Genomic DNA, 22,531 nt, shown 5'->3' with positions numbered 1-22,531 from the left:
TTACCTTTTTTTGTAAGTACCTTAATATCTTCACTGCAAATATTTAAATGCAACTTTTGCATAAAAACAATGTTTTTTTAGAATCATGCAATTCCCGCAAATGATATTATAAAAACTGATAAAAAATAATCTATCTGTTTAGATTAACTAATCAAACATAGCTAGATAACTATTTAGAAAAATAATAATCATGAGTCAAATTTGTCCTAAATCTGTCAATATAATTCCTCAAATCATCGATGTTTTAAATAAAGGAGAAATTGTCATTTTACACACAGATATTGTCTATATCTTTTTAGCCAATGGTTTAAATGAAAATTCAGCAAATAAGATTCATGAGTTAAAACGATGGAATCCCAGAAAACCTCTAGTTTTGCTTTCCAATCAAGAGAGAATTTCTGAATATAGCAATTTAAGTAAAGATGCTCAAATATTAGTTAATCAATTTCCTTACCCGATTAGTGTGATTATTCCTCACCGCAATAATTTACCTGAAACAGTAACTGCTGGACATAATACTATTTTCGTTTCTTGTCCTGATGATTTTATTTACAATCTAGTGAATAGATGTCCTTTTCCCATTGTCTCTGGCACAGCAAGTTTGGGGGGTGACTATAGAGCAACTAATGCAAAAACTGCACAAGATTTATTCGGTAAAGATGTTAGTTTAATTGTCGATGGGGGTAAACCTAAATATGGCATTAGAACCACCTTAATTGATTGTAGTTTGCCGCTACCAACGATAATGAATTTCGGCATTATTTCCTATGATGATTTACGTCCTTTACTACCCCACATCGAGTTACCTTCTCATTTACGTAAATAGAAATTGCTCAAAAGTGTTTTTGTGAAGGTAAGAAAGAAGCAAAAGGCAAAGGGCAAGGATTAATAATATAACCCGAGTTCAGGATCAATTATCGATGAGTGATGGCGAAAAGGGCAATGGGCAAACCCCCCTTTATCCCCCCTCTCGAGGGGGGAAGGCAAAAGAAAATAGTTGATAATTAATAACTTATAACTCCTGTACGAGCGAATGTCCATTCGCCCCTAACTAACTCTGTACCGCTTTACGGAACGAGCGCTCGAGCGAACTCTCATTTCCCCCTAAACACTACCCTTATTTGACGTTCTTAAGCCGAACTGAGGTTAAAATATTATTCACAGACATCATTATTGCTAATAAATCTGTTATCATGGTTAAGTTGTGAAAAATGTTGTTAGCAAAATCAAAATAGAGCTAAATCGTAAATATGGGCAATAAGCCAACCATCGCCGTTTCTCATTTAGGCTGTGAAAAAAATCGCATTGATTCTGAGCATATGCTCGGTTTATTGGCAAAATCAGGCTACGGCATCGATAATACCGAAGAATTAGCCGATTATGTTATTGTAAATACTTGTAGTTTTATTGAGTCCGCTCGTCGAGAATCTGTAAGAACTTTAGTAGAATTAGCGGAAAACCAGAAAAAAATAATTATTGCTGGTTGTATGGCACAGCACTTTCAGGAGGAATTGTTAGCAGAACTACCAGAAGCTGTTGCGTTAGTTGGAACTGGTGACTATCAAAATATTGTCGATATTATTGAACGGGTAGAAAAAGGTGAAAGAGTTAAGGCGGTTTCTGCTGAACCTACTTTCATTGCGGATGAAAATATACCTCGTTATCGCACTACCACTGAAGGGGTGGCTTATTTAAGAGTCGCCGAGGGTTGTGATTATCGTTGCTCTTTTTGTATAATTCCCCATTTGCGTGGGAATCAAAGATCCCGTACGATCGAGTCTATTGTAGCAGAAGCCCAACAGTTAGCAGATCAAGGAGTGAAGGAATTAATCTTAATCTCCCAAATTACTACTAATTATGGTGTTGATCTATACGGTGAACCTAAGTTAGCTGAATTATTAAGGGCGTTAGGAAAAGTTGATATTCCTTGGATTAGAATTCATTATGCTTATCCGACAGGATTAACCGATAAAGTTATAGATGCGATCGCATCTACAGATAATATATTGCCCTATTTAGATTTACCTTTACAACATTCTCACCCCGAAATTCTTAAAAGCATGAATCGTCCTTGGCAAGGGAAAGTAAATGATGAAATTATAGAACGCATCAAACTAGCCCTTCCCGAATCGGTTATGCGAACAACATTTATTGTGGGATTTCCCGGAGAGACTGAACAACATTTCCAACATTTGTTACAATTTGTTAAAAGACATCAATTTGATCATGTGGGTGTATTCACTTTTTCTCCCGAAGAAGGCACTAAGGCTTATGAATTAAGTAACCAGTTGCCCGAGGAAGTAAAGGAGGAAAGACGCAATCAGTTAATGGAAATACAACAGCCCATTGCCGCTATGAAAAATGAGGCAGAAATAGGTAAAGTTGTTCCAGTATTGGTTGAGCAAGAAAATCCCATGACTGGTGAATTGATTGGGAGATCCCCCCGTTTTGCCCCCGAAGTAGATGGATTAGTCTATATTAAGGGTTCAGCAAACTTAGGTGAGATTACCCCTGTTCGCATCACCTCAGCCGATGTCTATGATCTCTATGGAGAAACAGAGATAAATTAGTAATTATCCTAGATTAAGTAGGTCTTATTCAGTGGCTACATTCTGATAATCATAGTAAGGATAGTTGTCACGAAAAATAAAAAAGTAAAAAAACTTAATCTTCTTACTCAATTGTCTCTCGGAAATCGTTTCGTGCTTAAGTAAAAGCGGAATGTAAGGGCTAATGGCATCATAATCATTAGCTATAAAGATAACGGTAGTAAAAGCAGTTATTAGATAGGAATAAAGAACTAAAAATTCTAAAGTGTAGCAAACTTTAACCGATGATTTTTAGCTTCTGCTCACCAATTCCTCATTCTTAATTAAATTCCCCCTTACTGTTACCAGTTTTGCTTCACGGGATTGTTTCCTTTGATCTGTGGAGAGTAACACAGTAAACATTCACAAATAACATTACAGATGACAATTTCATTTTCCAGTTTAGGACTATCCGAATCCTTAGTTAATCAACTAGAAAAAATCGGTTTTGTGACTCCCACCAAAATTCAATCATTAGCAATTCCCGAATTATTATCAGGGCGTGACGTAGTAGGGCAATCGCAAACTGGTACAGGTAAAACAGCCGCTTATTCTCTACCTATCTTAGATAGCATTGATCGCAGTTCCAAAGATGTTCAAGCCTTAATTTTGACTCCCACCAGAGAATTAGCTCAACAAGTAGCTGAATCTTTAAAGGATTTTATCGCCAGAGGTGACAGGACTTATGTTCTAACTGTTTATGGTGGTCAATCCATAGAGCGTCAAATTCGCTTTCTCGAAAAAGGTTCTCACATTGTTGTTGGTACTCCGGGGCGGATTATCGATCTACTCAACCGTAAAAATCTTACGTTAGATTCTCTTCGCTATGCAGTTTTAGATGAAGCGGACGAAATGTTAAGCATGGGCTTTATTGACGATGTAAAAGAGATTCTTTCTCAAACTCCTAAATCTCGTCAAACCATTTGTTTCTCGGCAACTATGCCCAAAGAGATTCAATATCTGGTAAAAGAGTTCATGAATGATCCTATCAATGCTACAGGAGAAAAACCTCAAGATACACCTTCTCGCATTGACCAGTGTGTGTACATGGTGCCTCGTGGTTGGTCTAAAATTAAAACTATTCAACCAATCCTTGAAATTGAAGATCCTCAAAGTGGCATTATTTTCGTGAGAACTAAGCGCACTGCGTCTGAGCTAACGACTAAATTACAAGAAGCGGGTCAAAGTGTAGATGAATACCATGGCGATTTAAGCCAATCTCAACGGGAGCGTTTAATTCAACGCTGGCGTGATGGAAAAATTAAGTTGGTAGTGGCTACAGATATTGCCGCCAGAGGTCTGGATGTATCTGATTTAACCCACGTTTTCAACTTCGATTTACCAGATAATACCGAGACTTATATTCACCGTATCGGGCGTACAGGAAGGGCAGGAAAAGAGGGTAAAGCTATTGCTTTAGTTGAACCAAGTGATCGCCGTTTTTTACGTCAAATCGAGCGTCGTTTAAATCAAACCATTCGGGTGGAAAATGTCCCCAATCGCTCTACGGTAGAAGCGAAAAGAATGGAGAAACTTACGGAACAAATTAAAGAGTCTTTAGCGGGTGAAAGGTTAGCTTCTTTCTTACCTTTAGTTAAAGAACTACATGAAGATTATGACCCAACTGCGATCGCAGCCGCTACGTTACAAATATTATATGATCGAGACTGTCCTAGTTGGCTACAGCAAGATTGGGATGTTCCCCCTCCTGCAACCCCTAAACCTTATATCAAAAAAGGTAAAGGAGGACGTACTAAATATGGTAGTCGTGGTGCTGATAGCTTCGATCGTCAAAATAAATACAAAGGTAAACCTAAACGTAGTTATAACCGCTCAGTAAAGCTAAATAACCGATAAGATTTAAGTCTTAGGAATTAGGCAAGGGGTTAATTCCCCTTGTTAGGAATCATAGGAAATATAAAATAGTTGCAATCAAAAAGATTATTTTCATTTATATAAAGTTTTATCTTACTGAAACTACCTGAGTTAGCTTAAGCTCAGAGTTAAGACAAAAAAGAGGTTTCTGTTTCTCCCCACAATTCCCTAATCAATTAATAATAACTCCGCTAAACCTCATACCTGTCATTTAAAATCACGAGATTTGAATATTTTTTAAACCCCACAAGTTGAGCTTATGCAATATTCTTTATGCAGAACCTAGGTTAACCTCAGTTCGGTTTAATAATATCGGATAAGAGTAGGTTTCAGGTGGTAGGGGTTGAATATATTCAACCCTTACGGTGTTAGGGATTTCGGAGTCAGGAGTTAAGGGTTTTTAATTCTTAATTATTAACTATTTACCTTTGCCCTCTCCCATCTCGAGGTGGGACAAAGGGGGGGTTGCCCATTGCCCTTTTCTCAATCAATCTCCATAAAAATTTATCCAGAATTGAGGTGAGGTTGAATAGGATTGCTCAAAAACTGTATATGTCAGTATGATAATTTTAGTTTAAAATATTATTAACTTTTGTTAAAAATATAAAAAATACATATCAAAAATTTAATTTATAATGACTTTTTTTAAGCCTAGACAACCTATTTTACAACGAAAGCAATCTTCCTCTGATACTCAGCAGTTTTTATCAATGAAATGTTTAAGAATAAAGTCTGCAGAAAAATTTTTTCTCTCAGGAATATATACTTGTGTTGATCAGGCAATGTTAGTTTGGGGAGTGGTGGCGGCAATAATTTTTTTCAGTGCTCAATTTTTATCTGTTAGTTGGGCTGATCAAGCGTTTTTTTGGTCTGTATTTACCATTTTTGCCATCATTGTCATGACCAGCTTAACTTATTCTTGGGCAGTATGGGAAAAAGTTTCAGGTTTACTTTATGGCTGGATTTTTTTGATGATTTTTGGTCTGATTATTACCGATAGTGCGATCGCATTTTCTTGGGGTTATATTCTCGGTCATTTATGTGAGTTGTGGCTAATTTTAAGTGCCTTAGGTTATTTCCTCACAGGTTGGATGATGCGATCGAGGGCTTTTTTCTTAGCAGGTATAATTCATGGTAGTATGGTTTTAGTACTACCATTATTTGCAGGATGGCAATTTGCAACCACAGGATTAGTCATGATGAGTAATCTGTTTTTATTCTCCGAAGGTCAATGGGATATGCTTTTGCCAAGAGAATTAAAAGAATATTCAGTAGAAGAAGTTAATCATGTATCCTTAACGAGAAAATCAGCTCATCAAGATTCAAGTACCAGAAATCAGTTATCTATTATTAGCTTTTAATTTTTCTTTTAATATTGTTTTTAGCTCTTTTACGGCAATTATGATAAATTATAAATTAATTAGCAATTTTCCTAAACTATTGCTCATCAGCTATTCCTAACTTTCCCTAAACACTTTTTCAGCTCCCCCTATTAAAGTAAGAGAGCCTTATTTTTCTCGATTCTCCACACTTGAGATGAATTTATAGGTTATCAACCACCCTTAGCAAAAGAAATCATTACCAGAAAAGAAAGTAATAATCCGGGTGCTAACAGAGTTACTAACATTAAAAATTGATCACCAGTCATAATAATATTGCTAAAAAATAAGATCACCTTTAATTGTAAAAGAAGATTAAAAAATTAGAACATTGTATTCTCTGTGATTAGTCCATTTCATGAGATGATATTCTTAAAAAGATAACTTGTTTTTAATATATATATTTTTAGTTTTTCTTAAGATTTTCTATGTACTTATTAGAATGCCACAATCAATGTCCTGATTGTTTCTCTGCTGATTTAAAGTTAATTCCTGTTGCTGATAAACAAGGAGAATATGAGTTTTATTTTAATGCTAAAGTAAATGAACAACAAGAGAGTATCTTAGATGGAAAAGTTAAATTTAGTCTCAGATTAGCAAAATTATTAGTAACGTTTAATGACCTTGATATTTTAGAAATTTATGACATTAATAAGGATTACATTAAAATAAGAAAAAATACGTCAAAAAATCATCAAGAGTGGTTAATCAAACCAAATTTACTTAAGGATAACTCTTCCGTTAAATTAGCAAAACTCAAAGCTGTGGGAGATGAAAGTAATTTAACTGCTCAAATTGTAATAGATAAATCTAATGTTGTTTTAACTGATATAGAAGGATTATGGGTTCATAATATAACCCCCAATAAACACGCTATTTTAGAAAGAAAAGTAGCCGAATTTATTGAAAAAGTCTATCTTAGTCCTTATGTTAGTAGAGCGATTTTTTCCTATCAAAAATCTGAAACAACACCTAATTTTCATCACAAAAATAATCAAGAAATTGAACAAAAAATAAGTAGTTTAAAAAATGTCATTCAAGGAATTTATCAAAATCCTCAAGAAGACTTTAATACTTTAGCTAAAAAAGCTAATCTTAATCCTTTGATAGATTTTGTTGGTGCTAATTTGATTGGTGTCAATTTAAGTGGTTTGAATTTGAGTAGTGCCAATTTTCAGGATGCAAATTTGCGAGGTGCTGACTTAACAGATGTTGATTTAAGCGAAGCTAATTTACAAAATACAAAACTTAATGGTGTGGATTTAAGTGGAGCTTACCTAGAAGGTGCAAATTTAACTAATGCTAATTTGACTAATGCTAGTTTAGCTTTAAGTAATTTAATTGGGGCAAATTTAACCAATGCCAACTTAACTAATACCAATTTACAAAATACTAGCCTAGGTCAAACAATTGTTAAAGGGGCTATTTTTGCTAACAATCTCGGTTTAAATGAGGAGAAAAAACAGGAGTTAATAAGTAAGGGGGCTATTTTTTAATTTCTTTCGGGCGTTGGTAAATTAGGCTATGGTTTTTAGTTTAGATAGCGAATGGGCAAAGGGCAAGAGGCGAAGTAAAAAGGGTAAACCCCTCTGTGTCTTCCCTTAAAATGGGAGAGGGGCAAAGGTAATTAATTCATTTACCTCCAAACACCCCAATCCCCCAATAACCTAACAGAGGTTAATCAAGAATCTACTACTACAAAATAATTAAACGACAATCAGAACTACTGGAATCATCGTCTATTTCTCTGTACAGAATATCAATCCATTCATCTTCTTCAGGAAAGTTTTTCCATTTTACAGCGATAACCCAGTGTTGATCAATATTTAATTCTTGACGAATACTGGCACGTTGCTTACTTTTTAAATCATAAAAAATACTTTGAGCTTTGCTCTCACTTTCTCTTAGGGTAATAGCGACTCTCAAGGATTGACCTTCTTGATTTTCTAGGGTAATTATATTATCGATGCCGATAATTTCCCAGAGTATGAGATAGTCACTCAAATCATAACGTTTACCCTTTGCCCAACGTAATTTTCCCTGACAGTATTTCGTTGCTACTTCAAGCAAGTGTTCTTCGTTCAAATCTGGGGCGTTTAAATCAGAAATTTTCAGTTTTGAAGCTACTGTTTGAAATCTTAAACGTAAACTAAACAAGAGTTCCTCAACAATGATTTGGCTACAATAGTATAACCAGATATGGGTACTTTTGACAACGATTTACTTATCAATGATCACGATTCAAGAAATAGAAAAATATAGTGAAAATCATCCTCAAGAGGTATTAATCTTAAGGGCTAGAGATAATCAAGAGGAGGTAGAAATTATGATTTTTAAAGGATTTTCCAGCAATTTAACTGGTTCAACTGCTTTTGATCCTGATATGCCTATTTTATCTCCTGATGGAGAAATTATAAGCTGCGATCGCATCTTAAGTCCTTATAATCCAAATAATCCCCAATATATTGAAAAAAATATATCTCCGTCAGAATTGCTAAAATTACTAAGGGAAAACGAATCCAAATAATACTTATGACTCAAACCCTAGAAACATCAGTTCAACAACTAATTAACGCTGTCAACGAAGCAGATTCAGCCGTCAAACTACTTCAGGCAGTACAAAAATTAGCCGCCGCTCAATCTCCCGAAGCCATACCCACCCTAATTCAAGTATTAGGTTTCAATAACCCCGGTGCCGCCGTTGCCGCCACAGAAGGCTTAATCAATCTCGGAGAAATTGCGATCGCACCTCTGATGAAAAACCTTGATGATTATAATTATGGGGCAAGAGCATGGGCATTAAGAGTATTTGCAGGAATTGGGGATATTAGAGCCTTAGACTTACTAATTAGTGCCGCTACTACAGACTTTTCCCTGAGCGTGAGAAGAGCGGCAACAAAAGGATTAGGAAATATTCAATTGTCTAGCTTACCCCCAGAAGATATTGCCCCAACCCAAGAAAAAATTTTCCGCACCCTTTGCTTAACTATTCAAGATGGAGAATGGGTAGTTCGTTACGCCTCCATTGTTGCTTTAGAAAACTTAACACAAAGCCTAAAAGCCTTTAATAACAATTATTTAATACCTCAAATTGTTGAACAATTAACATTACTATCTCAAAAAGACGATGAGATCGGGGTTCAAACCCGTGCTAAACTAGCATTGACAAAAATCAAACAGGAAGTATAGCAATTTTTTAAGAATATGAGTAAATCAACAGATGTAAAAGGATTAGCCCGATTAATGGCGGCTGACTTCAGCAATCAACAACAGGCATGGGATAACCCCCCTTTTTTCGCTCATATTCGAGTTTGTATGCGCCCCCTCCCCGAATCTCTCCTCGGTGGTACAAGTCTTTTTCTTGAACAAGCCTACGATTTTCTCTTGAATCAACCCTATCGTTTAAGAGTATTTAAAATTCAAGCAGTGGATGATCATTTAGAATTAGAACACTACAAACTGAAAGAAGAAGCCGAATTTTATGGAGCTTCCCGTAATCGAGAAAAATTGAAAGAATTAACTATTGACCATTTAGAAAAAATGAATGGTTGTGATATGATTGCCGAATGGAATGGAAGTCATTTTAAAGGTTACATCAAACCGGGTAAAGCCTGTATTGTAGTTAGAAAAGGAAAAGAATCCTATTTAGATAACTCCTTTGAAATTGATGAACGTAAACTAATTAGTTTCGATCGAGGTAGAGATTTAGTTACAGATGAATTATTGTGGGGTTCTGTTGCCGGACCATTCCACTTTACCAGAATTGAAAGTTTTGCCCATGAAGTTTAATTTATAGCAATGACTGACTTTTCCACTCATAAATACTGATAGAAACGTAAATTGTCAAAAAAAACATCAAATATACTTCCTTTTTCATTTTTTCCCTCTTCAACCCCCAAATTCATTCATCTAACCTATGAAACAGTTAAGAGAATTATTATTTCCTAGCCAAAACAGCAAAAAAAATCCCCCCAAAACAAAAGGACTTCCGCCAATAAAAAAAAGTCGCAGGGGAATAGAAATAAAAACTGAAGCTGAAATCGAAATCATGAGGGTTTCAGGGAAAATAGTGGCAACAGTATTAAAAGAAATTCAAGAAATTGCCAAACCCGGAATGACAACGGCGGATTTAGACGCCTATGCAGAAAAGCGTATTCGAGAAATGGGGGCAACTCCTAGTTTTAAAGGTTATCATGGCTTTCCCGCCTCCATTTGTGCTTGTATTAATGATGAAGTAGTCCATGGCATTCCTAACCCCAAAAAAGTCCTGAAAATGGGTGATATTGTCAAAGTTGATACGGGAGCTTTTTATAATGGCTATCACGGTGACTCCTGTATTAGTTTCCCCATTGGTAAAATCAAAAGACAAGGAGTTAAGTTATTAGAAGTAGCTGAAAAAGCTATGTATCAAGGAATCGAGCAAGTAAAAGCCGGTAATTATTTAATGGATATAGCAGGAGCAATTCAAGATTATGTAGAAAAAAATGGGTTTTCTGTAGTAGAAAATTTCGTGGGACATGGTGTAGGTAGAAATTTACATGAAGAACCTTCTGTATTTAACGTTCGCACTAGAGATTTACCCAATGTAAAATTGCGCAGTGGAATGACTTTAGCCATTGAACCCATTGTTAATGTAGGTAGTAATAAAACTCGTACCCTTAAAGATCGTTGGACAGTCGTAACCATTGATAAATGTCTTTCAGCCCAGTTCGAGCATACTGTTTTAGTAACTGATGATGGCTATGAAATTCTAACTTGGCGAGACTAAGCACTTTAATTGATCTCAGTTAGGCTTAGGAATATCGAATAAGTGTAGGTGTCAGGTTACAGGCTTCAGTTGGCAGGTTTGACAGTTTGTTTTTTTGAATATTAACTTATTAGTCACTTTTCCCTTTTCCTCTTTTTTTACCATAACTAGGAAAATTTATCCCCAACTCTGGTTTACTTAATAAGTAGCTCCCGTTAAATACAACTAAAGTTCGTAGTTACCCCTTTAGGGGTTGCAAAAGTTATGAGAATAAGGGCTGAAGCCCTCACTACTAACTGACCCTATTTTACAACTTCCTCTAAACGTTTTAAAACAAAATCCTTATCTAAATAAGAAAATAAATAACCAGCTTTAGGTCCTCTTTCCTTACCTAAAAACGAATAATAAATGGCAGGAAAAGCAACACTAGGACTAATCCCTAATTGTTTAGTGGCAGTAAATAAAGCAGTTTGCAATTCTTCCCCTTCCCATTTTTCCAAAGCGATTAAATTTTCTTTTAATTTAGTCAAATATTGTTTTTGTTCATCGCTCAACCCAGAGGCGGTTTCAGGAATATTATCAAAATAAATTACCAGTTTTTCTTCCTCATCGGCATAATCTTCTAACCATTTTTTCGCTACGGCAATACGTTCGTTTATTTTCTCCCAATCATAGTCGGTTAATTCTGTTTCTGCTCTTTTTTCTATTTCCGCTTTTAAGTCTAAATGGGGTACTTGTAATAAGGAAATGAGAGTACTAATGTCGAAAGTATAATAAGGTTTAATTTCCTCCTCTAATTGAGCATAGAATAGAGGTAACAAAGTTCTGTCTAATTCTACATTTTCATTTTCCTTTTGCAGTTGAGCATATTGATTTAAAAGATTATCATAATCTCTAAATAAACGAGTGATCGTCTCATAATTAGGAGCAAAATTAATCACCGTTTTTGGTTGAGTTCTTAACATTAAAAAGCGTAATAACTCTGGAGGCAACAAATCTGCCATATCTTTGGCACTTGAACCCACCCCCTTAGAAGAACTCATTTTTGTACCGTTAACCAAAATAAATTCATAGGGAGAATGGAAAGGGGGTTTTTTATGTAAAACTTTACGACAAATAGCATTTGCTACATCCCTTGAGCCACCTTTTTGAGAATGGTCTTTCCCCGCCATTTCCATGGTTACACCAACTAAATCCCACTTGGCAACCCATTCAACTTTCCACGGAAGTTTGCCATTACCGTCAAAAGGAGAAATCCAGCCTTGATGTCCACATCCTTTCACCCAGTCAGTGGCATCTTCCTTACAGGTAAAAAATACTTCTGAACCATTATAGTCAGTTACATTGGTAGTTGCTATCTTGCCACAATTAGGACAGATTACTTGAAAAGGATACCAATTATCGGCGCGATCGGCTTTACTTACATCTCGATAAACTTCTCTAACATCCTGAGCATGATTGAGAAATTTGTCGATATAGGGGTTTAATTTTCCTGAACGATATAAGTCTCTCAAATAGTAAATTTCGGCTTTCACCCCTAAATATTCAAATACTTCTAAAAATTCACCCATAAAATATTTGGCATAATCAGGGGCATTTTCGTCGGGAGAAGGAACATTACAAAGAGGATAACCTAAATAAGGAGAAAATTTTTCTTTATCTAAATAATGGGGGACTGTATCTAAAGCGTCGTAATCATCAACTCCATAGGTAAACTTTACCGGCTTTCCTGCTCTTTTCAAAGCCCGATACATAACGTCATGAATAATCACCCCTCTAACAGAACCTACATGAACTCTACCTGAAGGGGTTTTGGAATCGTTTACTAATTCTTCTTGGTGTGAGGAAGCCGCTATTTTATCCGCCCAAAACATATTTATAATTTATTGTTCACTATCTTTAAACTGCAGAATATCCATTATATCTTACTTTCGCTATCTAACCTCAGCTCGATCGAAGAATATCGGATGAAAGCAAGTTTTAGGTTGCTGGTATTTTTTAATTATCAACTATTTATTTAACCCTCTTTTTTCAAACTCCGAATCAACTATCAACTCGTCACCATTGCCCCTTGTCCATTGCTCTTTTGCCCATCACTCAGAGATGAAAATTTATCCTGAACTCAAGTTAATTAAACTATCTTGACATTTTTAAGCAAACATTATATAATTGCCCCAAAATGTAGTAAAAATAACATTTAACTTATGAAGGAGGACATAAGGTTGGCAAGAAAAAGAAAACGTAAAAGTCGCCGCCGCCTTGAGGGACGCAAAATATTAGAGCTAGTGCCTCACTATCATATAGAAAGTGGTGAAGATAAACCAGTCACCGCCGCTCGTAAACATATAAGAGCAAATGGAATTACACCTCCTGCTGTTTTAGTTGTCAAAAGAAATGAACACACAACTGATCGCTATTTCTGGGCAGAAAAAGGTTTGTTTGGTGCTCAGTATGTTGAGGAAAATCATTTTCTTTTTCCTAGTTTGAGGATTATTAAACCCCAAGTTAAGGGAACTGCTCCTATTTTATCTACCACTCATTAAGCTAATACTTTTTATTTATTGGGGCTCGGAATAAATTTTAATATTAGTTTTTTAGTCTTGAGATTATGGTTAACTAAATTTATTTTTTTCAACTGATTTTTTAGACTAACTTAAACTAGCTTTAAGATTTATTTCTGAGCTTCTTTTTATTTGACAGTGCTTTCTGGCTCATTAATTTGATTGCTATTTATCTTAAACTTTATAATTTTGAGGAGGAGTTAAACTTTAAGATTACACATTTATAAGTTTAGAATTGTCAGTATTTTGATAATTATTAATTTCTTTAAAAATCTTATTTCATATTTTGAAGAAAAGATATTTATAAAAAAACCAATTTTTTCAATTTTTCACCCCGGCAACCCCAGCTTATTTCTTTTAGAACCAAGCAAGAGAGGGAGGCTGATATAAAAGATAGATGAATGAATTTAATGATGGCAGGAAAAATTTATTCTAAACCCCATTGATGTTTTAATGTGTCTTTATAAAGATTTTCCCTAACAAGCATTTCTGCATAAAGTTTAACTAAAAAGTCTTGTGCTTGTTCTTTTGTCATTTTCTCTACCTGAGTTTCAAAAGAACGAAGATTGAATTGTTGTTCTAAAGACAAACCGACTGAATTAGACATAATCTCATATTCTCCTTTACTTTCAAAGTAAAAACTGCTATCCTTGATAAGGGTAAAATTTTGCGTTTTACCTAGTGTCAAATCAATTATCTTAATGAGTAACATAACCAAAATTGTTAAACTGCTCATCTTGAACAATAAGCATAAATACTTATAGTAAAAAAGTTCGTCAGTTAACTGAGGTTAAAAAAAGTTAAAGATATTTCCTATTATACTTAACAGAAATTAATAACTGTGATAGGATCTAAGGGAATAAATAAGAACTGTTAGTAAAACAAATACCAATACTTCAGATTATTCTCGATAAAGATAAAATAAAGTTCTAAACTAAGTTGATAATAAACAGTCAATGATCTTAATAGCTTCATCTGACAGACAAAATAAAATAAAACATCAGCGATTAAGAGTTAGTTATGCCTTGTAGGGTTCAACTAGCTCATTTGTTGTGAATAGAAAGAGTTAATCTGTGGTAATTTTATAAATTTTACGAATAATCAACCAAATATTTAACATTAATGGAGGAAATCTAAATGTCTGTACGTCTATATGTGAAGTTACCAAAGGCGGAAATAGAGAAAGAAGGTTTAGAAAAAATGTTTAGTGATTTTGAGCCTTCTTTTACCACTAAGTTAATAAAAGAAAGAAAGAAAAAAGAATGTCGTGGTTTTGGTTTTGTAACTGTCCCCAGTGATGAGGCGGCGGAAGATTTTATTAACAGATATAATGAAAAGCCATTAGTTTATAATGGTGAAACCTATAAGGATGAAGAGGGTAAGGATTTCCTTTTAGTTATAGAAAAAGCGTTACCTCGTAATAAGGGTAGCAAGGAAGAAGGGGAACAACAGGAAGAAGCTGAAACAACTAATAATAATCAGGTAGAAGCTAACACTGATAATAAGCCTTCTCGTCGTAATAATAACAATAAAAAACCGAAGAAAAATCGTAAAGGTGGTAAGGCTAAAACTCAAAAAGCCGTTTCGGTTTCTGAATCTATTCAACCAGATCCTCGTTGGGCAAATGAACTCAATAAGTTAAAAGAAATGTTTGCCGCTCAGACTTCTAATTAGGATTTGACATTGTTATAAAACAAATTCCTTCATCAGCTCTACTTTATTATTTATTGTAGGGCTTTTTTCTTTTTTGAAGGGAGTTACAAAGGAGAGATTGTTCTGATAAGGTTGATAATTCTTAGCAAAAATATTTTCTGGCGTATATCGGAACTTATTTGAGGTGGATATTTACTATTTGCTTGTTTTTCTGTGAGGGTCACATATTCCTCTGTTGTAAGGGGTTCATTATTAAGAGGCGATCGCGCTTCTGTAATAATTTCTGTTGCTAAAACTTCTTCCGGAATATCATCGGGAGGAGGTAAGGCAATAGCTGAAAAATGACCAAAAAAGAATAAAAACCACAATAAAGAGAATCTGCCCAAAAAAGAACTCATAAAAAAGATCCTAACGAAAAAAATTAAGCGAATTGAGAAAAAAACAGACAGAAAAAATTAATTGACCCAAATAATAGGCTATATTATACTATTAACCGATCATCGCTATTTTAACAACTACGAGAAGTAAGGAGGTTGCTATTTCCGAACAACTAAACCTGACTGTTAGTCTTAGAGGGACTCGTGAAGTCAGAAATAATTGTCAAATCTTTCATCTCATTGGTCAACTAGACGCATTTTCTGAGCCAACTTTTCAGAAAATCATTTCTGGGTATATTTCAGATAAAGCTAATAAAATTGTCCTTGATTTATCTCAAATCGATTTTATTGATAGTTCTGGACTAGGTGCGTTAGTACGCATTGCCAAACAAGTTGAGAATGTGAAAGGAAAAATGCAAATTGTTACTAATCCTAGAGTTACCCAGACTGTAAAAATGGTAAGATTAGAGAAGTTTCTTAAGTTACAGAACTCTCTCGATGAGGCTTTGAAAAATGTTTAACTCATGTCTTGACTATTACAATCAAAAATGGATTTGTGAGGATAGGAGTTTGACAAGGACGTAGAAAACTAACTACGTCCATGACCAATTGATAAGTTAGTAATAAATATTCGAGTTTGACTACGGTTAAATCAATTAATTTTAGTCAACCATTACGTTTGTTCTAACAATAAAGTCTCAGAATAAATTTAAACTACAATCTTGATTTACGGATTTGTCTAAGAAAAAAACACAACTTTCATTTTCTCCACCACCTCACTCTGAAACTCGGAATGAGGTAAAAGTCTTGTCTAAATTGGTGTTTGAAAGTGATGACATTTCTAAAGTATTGTCGCAAGTTTCTCCTGATGCTCTCGCTTATATTGGCGATGCAGTTTATGAGCTATATATTCGTACCTCCTACTTATTGCCCTCAAAAAAAATAGCGGACTACCATCATGTTGTTGTCAGCAAAGTCAGGGCGGAGTCTCAGGCAACATATTTACAAAATATTTATCCTCTTCTCAACGACATAGAGAAAGATTGGGTGCGTAGGGGTAGAAATGCGGTTAATAAATCTCCTCGTCGTTTACCGTTACAAACTTATCAAGCGGCTAGTGGATTTGAAACTCTTTTGGGATACTTGTATATTTCTGAGCCAGAAAGGTTAGAGTTTCTTTTATCTCATTTAACGGATGTTACACAAAAATATAATTAACCTCAGTTCGGTTTAAGAATATTGGATAAGGGTAGGTGTCAGGTTTCAGGCTGCAGGTTGCAGGTTGCAGGTGTCAAGGTTTTAAGGGATGGGGAGATGAGGGCAGAGAGAGAAACAGGGTGTTGGGGCGTTAGAGGGAAGTTAATTAAACACTCTTGCCTTTTACCCATTGTCCATTGCCCATTGACTTTGCCCCTTGCCCTTTTGAGATTTATTCATGATTAATAACTATTCACCCCATCACTAAAATCGCTATACTGATTATCAATAGAGCGACATAACAAATGCTGAATGATTCTGAGTTATTGCCTAAATCCCGATTGTTCTCTGCCACAAAACCCATCTAATTTAAAGATTTGTCAAAATTGTGGTGGCGATTTAATTTTACATGGGCGTTATCGTGCGGTTAAGAAAATTGGTAAGGGTGGATTTGGGGCAACTTTTTTGAGTATAGATTTATCTCTGCCGGGTAATCCCCTATGTGTAGTGAAGCAATTAAGACCTTCTGCGAATGACCCTGATGCTTTTGAGATGGCATTAGATTTGTTTGAGAGAGAAGCAAAAACTTTAGGAAAATTAGATCATCCTCAAATACCTAGATTGTTGGATTACTTTGAACAAGATAAGAGATTTTATTTAGTACAAAATTGGGTCAAGGGTAAGACGTTGCAACAAGAGGTGAAAAAAGATGGGATTTTTAGTGAAACCAAGGTGAAAAAATTTTTGTTGGAAGTTTTAGAGATACTTAAATATATTCATTCTTTAAAGATTATTCATCGAGATATTAAACCCGCAAATATTATTCGTCGTGAGCAGGATGGGAGACTTGTTTTAATCGATTTTGGAGCGGTAAAGGATCAAGTTAATAGTCATTTAGCTAAAACTTATGGACAAACGGCTTTAACGGAATTTGCTGTGGGTACAATGGGATTTGCCCCTCCTGAACAATTAGCAATGCGTCCTTTTTATGCTAGTGATATTTATGCTTTGGGGGCAACGTGTCTTTATCTGATGAGTGCGAAGTCTCCAAAAGATTTTCCCATTGATGAGTTAACGGGAGAATTAGCTTGGCAGAGAGAAATAAAGGTAAGTAAAAGTTTTGAAAAAGTCCTTTCTCGAATGTTAGAAATGAATTTGCGCGATCGCTATAAGTCGGCGGATGAGGTAATTAAGGATTTAGATATAATGCCCTATGCAAAGGAATTAGAGGAAGGAATGTTGAATGCTCAAGGGAAAGATAAAAAAGAAATAGAGGAAAAAGATAATACATCCCAAAATACTCATTTATCAGCAACTTCTCGTTTAGCCATGGCAATTAGAGCGAGAAAATCTCGTCAGGGAAAAAGTAAGTATATAACTCAGGTTAACCCTCGTACTGTTTTAAATGCGTATCTCAATGGGAGAAGGGATTTTAATGGACAAAATTTCAATCAATTGAATTTTGCTCAAGGGGAAATACCTGATATTAATTTTCGTAACTGTCAGTTAATTAGAGTAAATTTTGAAGAGGCTAATTTAGAAGGAGCTAATTTTTATTGTGCGAATTTAGCAGGAGCAAGATTTTTTAAAGCCAATCTAACTAGAGTTTATTTTTTTAAAGCTGATTTACAATCAGCCGATTTGCGCAATGCTAATTTAAAATCTGCTAATTTGGAAGGTGCTAATTTGGAAGGAACTAATCTTTGCGGTGCAAACTTAACGGACGCAAATATAACAGAGGAACAAATACAACAAAGTCAAACTAATTGGGCTACCATATTTCCAGATGGTAAGAGACATATCTGGTAAAACCTCAGTTTAGGTTAGAATTGATTAAAACCTATTGGAAATATAGTCACTGATTGAGCCTTGATTGAAAAAGAGACTTTAAAACTACTAGAATGGCAAAGGTTATGTCAACATCTTTCCACTTTTGCCTCAACAAAGTTAGGTGCGATCGCATCTCAAAATTTAACCATTCCTTCTACCCTTGCTCACACGAGGTTATTATTAGCACAGACTCAAGAAGTTGTCACATTAGAAACAGATATTAACTGTAATTGGTCTTTTCAGGGTATTCATGACGTGGGTGATGGTATTGAAAGGGCAAAAATGGGCGGTATGTTATCAGGGGAGGAGTTGCTCAATTTAGCGACAACTTTGGCAGGGGTGCGTAAATTAAGAAGAATTATTGATGATAAAAATGACTTAATTACTCTCCAAGAATTAGTTGCGAATATTCGAACTTTTCCTGAATTAGAACAAGAAATTCATTATTGTATAGATGATAGGGGCGAAATCACAGAAAGAGCAAGTCCTCAGTTAGCAGAAATTAGACAAAAAATAAAGTCCTTACGCAGTAAAATTCAACAAACTTTACAAGGTATTATTCAACGTTATGGCAATGCCTTACAAGAATTAGTCATCACCCAAAGGGGCGATCGCTTCGTGCTACCAGTGAAAGCGGATCATAGTGGTATAATTACCGGTATTGTCCATGATACTTCTAGCACAGGCTCAACTTTATACGTTGAACCGAAAGCGGTGGTTGAATTGGGAAATAAGCTACAAACTAGCCGTAATCAAGAAAAAAGAGAAGAAGAAAAGATATTAAGAGCTTTATCGGAGAAAGTAGCCGAAAATTGGCAAGACTTAGAAGAATTACTCGCTGTGGCAACCACTTTGGATTTAGCAACCGCAAGGGCAAGATATAGCCTATGGTTAGATGCTTATCCCCCTGAGTTTGTGGATTTTGCTGACGGAGAAAGCATCACTTTAAGACAGGTTAGACATCCTCTATTAGTGTGGCAAGAAAGACACGAAGAAGGAAGTCAAGTAATTCCCATTGATGTCCGTATTTCCCCAGAAACAAGGGTTGTCGCCATTACAGGACCGAATACAGGGGGTAAAACTGTCACATTGAAAACCATCGGTATGGTGGCGTTAATGGCAAAAGTAGGTTTATTTATTCCTGCAAAATCCCCCGCAAGAATTCCTTGGTTTAATAATGTTTTAGCCGATATTGGTGATGAGCAGTCCTTACAACAAAGTTTATCTACTTTTTCAGGGCATATTCGTCGTATTGTCCGTATTTTAGATGAAATTAAAGAAAATAACTCGTTAGTATTGTTAGATGAAGTTGGAGCTGGTACAGATCCCAATGAAGGAACTGCGATCGCAATTTCTATTTTGAAATATTTAGCTAGTAATAACCTCTTAACCATCGCCACTACCCACTATGGGGAGTTAAAAAGCCTGAAATATAGCGATTCCCGCTTTGAGAATGCGTCAGTGGAATTTGACGATGTGAGTTTACAGCCTACCTATCGTTTATTATGGGGCATTCCGGGGCGCTCTAATGCCATTACTATCGCTCAAAGATTGGGGTTAAATGATGACATTGTTGCCGAAGCAAAAGAATTAGTCGGAGGCTTTTCTGCGGATGTCAATGAATTGATTTCTGCCTTAGAAAAACAGAGGAAAGAGCAAGAAGATAAGCATCAACAGGCACAGGATTTGTTAACCAAAACGGAGTTATTCTATCAACAGGTAGAAGCAAAAGCTATCTCTTTACAGGCAAGAGAGAGAGATTTAAAGAAAGAACAAGAACAAGAAGTTCATAAGCTCTTATTAGACGCTAAAAGCCAAATTAACCAAGTTATTAAGGGGTTAAAACAAAAAGGAAGTCCCACCGCCCAAGATGCACACCAAGCAACGGAAAATTTAGGGAAAATTGGCGATCGCTTTTTGACTCCTATTCAAAAAAGTAAGTCCAAATCTAGTTATAAACCCAAAGTGGGAGAAAGGGTCAGAATTTTGAGTATTGGGCAGGTAGCGGAAGTGTTGGGGGTAGATGACAGCAACGAGCAAATCAGCGCCCGTTTTGGCTTAATGAAAATGGTTATCCCCTTCTCTGATTTAGAATCCCTTGACGGTAAACGATGGGAAAAACCTGAAACTCCCGTTAAAGAAAAACCCCCCGTTACCCCTGGGAAAAATCCTGTCAAAACGGAGACGAAAAGCCCCCCTACAGCTATACGCACTTCCCGCAACAGTGTTGATATTCGAGGTAAAAGAGTACATTTAGCCTATCCTATCTTAGAAAAAGCGATCGCATCTGCAACGGACATGGGTACAGTGTGGATTGTGCATGGTAAGGGGACAGGAAGCCTACGACAAGGGGTACACGAATTTTTAGATAGTCATCCCCAAGTGAGTCATTATGAACTAGCACCCCAAAAAGAAGGAGGGGCAGGGGTTACGGTTGCTTATTTGAATTAAAAGGGCAAAGGTGAATAGTGAATAGTTGATAATTAAAAATTAAAAATTAAAAACTCCGAACATTTGTACGAGGGAATAGCCATTGCCCCTACTTCCCCCTCTCACCCCTTCCCCTCATCACCTCATCACCTCATCACCTGATACCTTTTTCCTAACCCATTACTTCCCCTTAAAGTACCGATTAAAGTCTGGTTTTTTCCGCCCAAACACGGGAGGACAATCCCCAAATATAAATGAATCCCTCGGCGGCTTTATGGTCAAATTTGTCGTCACTACCATAGGTTGACAAATCAGGACTATAAAGAGAATAATGAGATTTTCTGCCCACAATGGTAGCATTACCTTTGAAAAATTTAATTCTCACAACGCCGCTTACTCTGTCTTGAGTTTGGTCAATAAAAGCATCTAAAGCAGATTTTAAAGGGCTATACCATAAACCCTCATAAACCAAACGGGTGTACATTAAGTCAATTTGAGCTCGTTTATAATGGGTAACATCGCTGGTTAAAGTGAGGCTTTCTAAATCTTCATGGGCTTTAATTAAGACCAACAATGCAGGGGCTTCATAAATTTCTCTCGACTTGATACCCACAACTCTATTTTCAATCATATCCAATCTGCCAACACCGTGATTACCAGCAATTTCATTCAATTTAGTAATCAGTGCCACAGGGGATAAGGCTTCTCCATCTACCGCTACGGGAATACCCTTTTCAAAAGTAATTTCTACATATTGAGGCTCATTAGGGGCATCAGTAATAGATTTAGTTAAAGCATAAATTTCTTCTGGGGGTTCTGTCATCGGATCTTCTAAAGGTCCTGCTTCTATACTACGTCCTAATAAGTTGCGATCGATGCTATAGGGAGAAGATTTTTTGACAGGAGACTCAATACCAAATTTTTCTCCATAGGCAATAGTTTCTTCTCTACTCATTCCCCACTCTCTAGCAGGGGCTAAAATTTTCAAATTAGGATTTAAAGCAGTAATTCCTAAGTCAAATCTGACTTGATCATTTCCTTTTCCTGTGCAACCATGAGCAACAGCATCCGCTCCATATTTTTCAGCCGCCTCGACTAATAATTTTGCAATTAAAGGACGAGCTAAAGCAGTAGATAGAGGATAACGATTTTCGTATAAAGCATTAGCTTTAATGGCAGGGAAAGCATAATTAGTGACAAACTCTTCCGTTGCGTTTTCAACTAAAGACTCAACAGCACCACATTTGAGGGCTTTTTCTTGAATAGGAGCTAATTCTTCTCCTTGCCCTAAATCTGCCGCTAGGGTGATAACTTCTTTTACACCCCATTCGTTTTTGAGGTAGGGAATACAGACGGAGGTGTCAACCCCTCCAGAATAAGCTAAAACTACTTTATTGGCACGACTCATATAATTTACATTACCCAACATTATGACTAACAGGTTATTGTAACAATAAGAGCATACCAAACCCAATTGCAAGTCAAGATTTGTCTATTTTTATCGAAAAAATTTTTTGTTATTTAGCCTTGACTTTTTTTTTTTCTTTCGTTAACATTGAATATGTCAGTCAAATGGGATTGTAGCTCAGTTGGTTAGAGTACCTGCCTGTCACGCAGGGTGTCGCGGGTTCGAGTCCCGTCAGTCCCGTAACTTGAAGGCTTCTGTCGGAGTCTTATTGAGCATTATTGAGGTATTGTTTTAAGTATGTTATCATGAAATAAAAATAGGTCTTGTATTTTTGAGAAAGCAGTGTTTTACTTTTAGGGATTGATAATTTTAATATGAAATATTATCTTGTTGACGTAAGACTCCCATTAAATAACAAGTTTGAGTAGAGTGAGATGTAGGGTTCAACGGCCGTTGAACCCTACAATGCCAACGTTATGCTATGAT

At 35.9% G+C, this 22,531-nt stretch carries 20 protein-coding genes and 1 tRNA gene; 16 read left to right on the top strand and 5 right to left on the bottom strand.

The window, feature by feature from the left end; genetic code table 11:
* The first annotated feature begins 190 nt into the window (after window positions 1-190).
* The 5 genes from CYAN10605_RS10840 (at window position 191) to CYAN10605_RS10820 (ending at window position 7,338) form a co-directional block, all read left to right on the top strand.
* Window positions 191-826: an L-threonylcarbamoyladenylate synthase gene (locus tag CYAN10605_RS10840; protein WP_015219982.1), complete on the top strand. Its 636-nt coding sequence runs from the start codon at window positions 191-193 to the stop codon at window positions 824-826.
* Between the two features lie 424 nt (window positions 827-1,250).
* Window positions 1,251-2,570: a 30S ribosomal protein S12 methylthiotransferase RimO gene (gene rimO, locus CYAN10605_RS10835; RefSeq protein ID WP_015219981.1), complete on the top strand. Its 1,320-nt coding sequence runs from the start codon at window positions 1,251-1,253 to the stop codon at window positions 2,568-2,570.
* Window positions 2,571-2,969: 399 nt separating this feature from the next.
* The gene (locus CYAN10605_RS10830; protein WP_015219980.1) at window positions 2,970-4,445 is read left to right on the top strand and encodes a DEAD/DEAH box helicase; all 1,476 of its coding nucleotides are present in this window, start codon (window positions 2,970-2,972) and stop codon (window positions 4,443-4,445) included.
* Window positions 4,446-5,098: 653 nt separating this feature from the next.
* The gene (locus CYAN10605_RS10825) at window positions 5,099-5,824 is read left to right on the top strand and encodes a hypothetical protein (protein WP_015219979.1); all 726 of its coding nucleotides are present in this window, start codon (window positions 5,099-5,101) and stop codon (window positions 5,822-5,824) included.
* Between the two features lie 446 nt (window positions 5,825-6,270).
* Entirely contained in the window at window positions 6,271-7,338 is a 1,068-nt protein-coding gene (locus tag CYAN10605_RS10820) for a pentapeptide repeat-containing protein (protein WP_015219978.1), read from the top strand.
* A 199-nt stretch (window positions 7,339-7,537) separates the two neighbouring features.
* Here CYAN10605_RS10820 and CYAN10605_RS10815 read toward each other — a convergent pair whose 3' ends face one another.
* Complete coding sequence (locus CYAN10605_RS10815; RefSeq protein WP_015219977.1) at window positions 7,538-7,999, bottom strand: hypothetical protein; 462 nt, start codon at window positions 7,997-7,999, stop codon at window positions 7,538-7,540.
* Window positions 8,000-8,072: 73 nt separating this feature from the next.
* Between CYAN10605_RS10815 and CYAN10605_RS10810 the strand changes: the two genes are divergently transcribed.
* The 4 genes from CYAN10605_RS10810 (at window position 8,073) to map (ending at window position 10,610) form a co-directional block, all read left to right on the top strand.
* Window positions 8,073-8,369, top strand: a complete 297-nt coding sequence (locus CYAN10605_RS10810; RefSeq protein WP_015219976.1) for a DUF7734 family protein — start codon at window positions 8,073-8,075, stop codon at window positions 8,367-8,369.
* 5 nt (window positions 8,370-8,374) lie between these two features.
* Window positions 8,375-9,031, top strand: coding sequence for a C-phycocyanin alpha-cysteine-84 phycocyanobilin lyase subunit CpcF (gene cpcF / locus CYAN10605_RS10805; protein WP_015219975.1), 657 nt, complete (start codon window positions 8,375-8,377; stop codon window positions 9,029-9,031).
* Window positions 9,032-9,046: 15 nt separating this feature from the next.
* On the top strand, window positions 9,047-9,631 hold the full coding sequence (locus CYAN10605_RS10800; protein WP_015219974.1) for a chromophore lyase CpcT/CpeT: 585 nt from the start codon (window positions 9,047-9,049) through the stop codon (window positions 9,629-9,631).
* A gap of 127 nt (window positions 9,632-9,758) precedes the next feature.
* Entirely contained in the window at window positions 9,759-10,610 is an 852-nt protein-coding gene (gene map, locus CYAN10605_RS10795) for a type I methionyl aminopeptidase (protein WP_015219973.1), read from the top strand.
* 281 nt (window positions 10,611-10,891) lie between these two features.
* Here the strand turns inward: map and lysS are convergent, their stop codons facing one another.
* Window positions 10,892-12,463, bottom strand: coding sequence for a lysine--tRNA ligase (lysS, locus tag CYAN10605_RS10790; protein WP_015219972.1), 1,572 nt, complete (start codon window positions 12,461-12,463; stop codon window positions 10,892-10,894).
* A gap of 348 nt (window positions 12,464-12,811) precedes the next feature.
* On the opposite strand from lysS, the gene CYAN10605_RS10785 reads away from it, so the two are divergent.
* Window positions 12,812-13,132, top strand: a complete 321-nt coding sequence (locus CYAN10605_RS10785; protein WP_041922824.1) for a DUF3155 domain-containing protein — start codon at window positions 12,812-12,814, stop codon at window positions 13,130-13,132.
* Between the two features lie 445 nt (window positions 13,133-13,577).
* Here the strand turns inward: CYAN10605_RS10785 and CYAN10605_RS10780 are convergent, their stop codons facing one another.
* Window positions 13,578-13,757 carry an NblA/ycf18 family protein gene (locus tag CYAN10605_RS10780; RefSeq protein ID WP_041922823.1) on the bottom strand — a complete coding sequence of 60 codons (180 nt, stop codon included), beginning with the start codon at window positions 13,755-13,757 and terminating at the stop codon, window positions 13,578-13,580.
* A gap of 530 nt (window positions 13,758-14,287) precedes the next feature.
* On the opposite strand from CYAN10605_RS10780, the gene CYAN10605_RS10775 reads away from it, so the two are divergent.
* Window positions 14,288-14,824: an RNA recognition motif domain-containing protein gene (locus CYAN10605_RS10775; RefSeq protein WP_015219969.1), complete on the top strand. Its 537-nt coding sequence runs from the start codon at window positions 14,288-14,290 to the stop codon at window positions 14,822-14,824.
* Window positions 14,825-14,907: 83 nt separating this feature from the next.
* Here the strand turns inward: CYAN10605_RS10775 and CYAN10605_RS10770 are convergent, their stop codons facing one another.
* On the bottom strand, window positions 14,908-15,201 hold the full coding sequence (locus tag CYAN10605_RS10770; protein ID WP_015219968.1) for a hypothetical protein: 294 nt from the start codon (window positions 15,199-15,201) through the stop codon (window positions 14,908-14,910).
* A gap of 158 nt (window positions 15,202-15,359) precedes the next feature.
* Here CYAN10605_RS10770 and CYAN10605_RS18170 point away from each other — a divergent pair, with 158 nt between their 5' ends.
* The 4 genes from CYAN10605_RS18170 (at window position 15,360) to CYAN10605_RS10755 (ending at window position 20,658) form a co-directional block, all read left to right on the top strand.
* Window positions 15,360-15,701, top strand: coding sequence for an STAS domain-containing protein (locus tag CYAN10605_RS18170; protein ID WP_155084139.1), 342 nt, complete (start codon window positions 15,360-15,362; stop codon window positions 15,699-15,701).
* A gap of 298 nt (window positions 15,702-15,999) precedes the next feature.
* The gene (locus CYAN10605_RS10765; protein ID WP_015219966.1) at window positions 16,000-16,398 is read left to right on the top strand and encodes a Mini-ribonuclease 3; all 399 of its coding nucleotides are present in this window, start codon (window positions 16,000-16,002) and stop codon (window positions 16,396-16,398) included.
* Window positions 16,399-16,689: 291 nt separating this feature from the next.
* Complete coding sequence (locus CYAN10605_RS10760; protein WP_015219965.1) at window positions 16,690-18,186, top strand: serine/threonine-protein kinase; 1,497 nt, start codon at window positions 16,690-16,692, stop codon at window positions 18,184-18,186.
* A gap of 60 nt (window positions 18,187-18,246) precedes the next feature.
* Window positions 18,247-20,658, top strand: coding sequence for an endonuclease MutS2 (locus CYAN10605_RS10755; RefSeq protein WP_015219964.1), 2,412 nt, complete (start codon window positions 18,247-18,249; stop codon window positions 20,656-20,658).
* A 181-nt stretch (window positions 20,659-20,839) separates the two neighbouring features.
* Here the strand turns inward: CYAN10605_RS10755 and CYAN10605_RS10750 are convergent, their stop codons facing one another.
* Complete coding sequence (locus CYAN10605_RS10750; protein WP_041922489.1) at window positions 20,840-22,045, bottom strand: argininosuccinate synthase; 1,206 nt, start codon at window positions 22,043-22,045, stop codon at window positions 20,840-20,842.
* Between the two features lie 166 nt (window positions 22,046-22,211).
* On the opposite strand from CYAN10605_RS10750, the gene CYAN10605_RS10745 reads away from it, so the two are divergent.
* Window positions 22,212-22,285, top strand: a tRNA-Asp gene (locus tag CYAN10605_RS10745).
* The last annotated feature ends 246 nt before the right edge of the window (window positions 22,286-22,531 follow it).

The organism is Cyanobacterium aponinum PCC 10605 (assembly GCF_000317675.1).
Lineage (GTDB): Bacteria > Cyanobacteriota > Cyanobacteriia > Cyanobacteriales > Cyanobacteriaceae > PCC-10605.
Note: the sequence above shows the minus strand (reverse complement) of the source record. Positions and strands in the feature narration are given on the sequence as shown.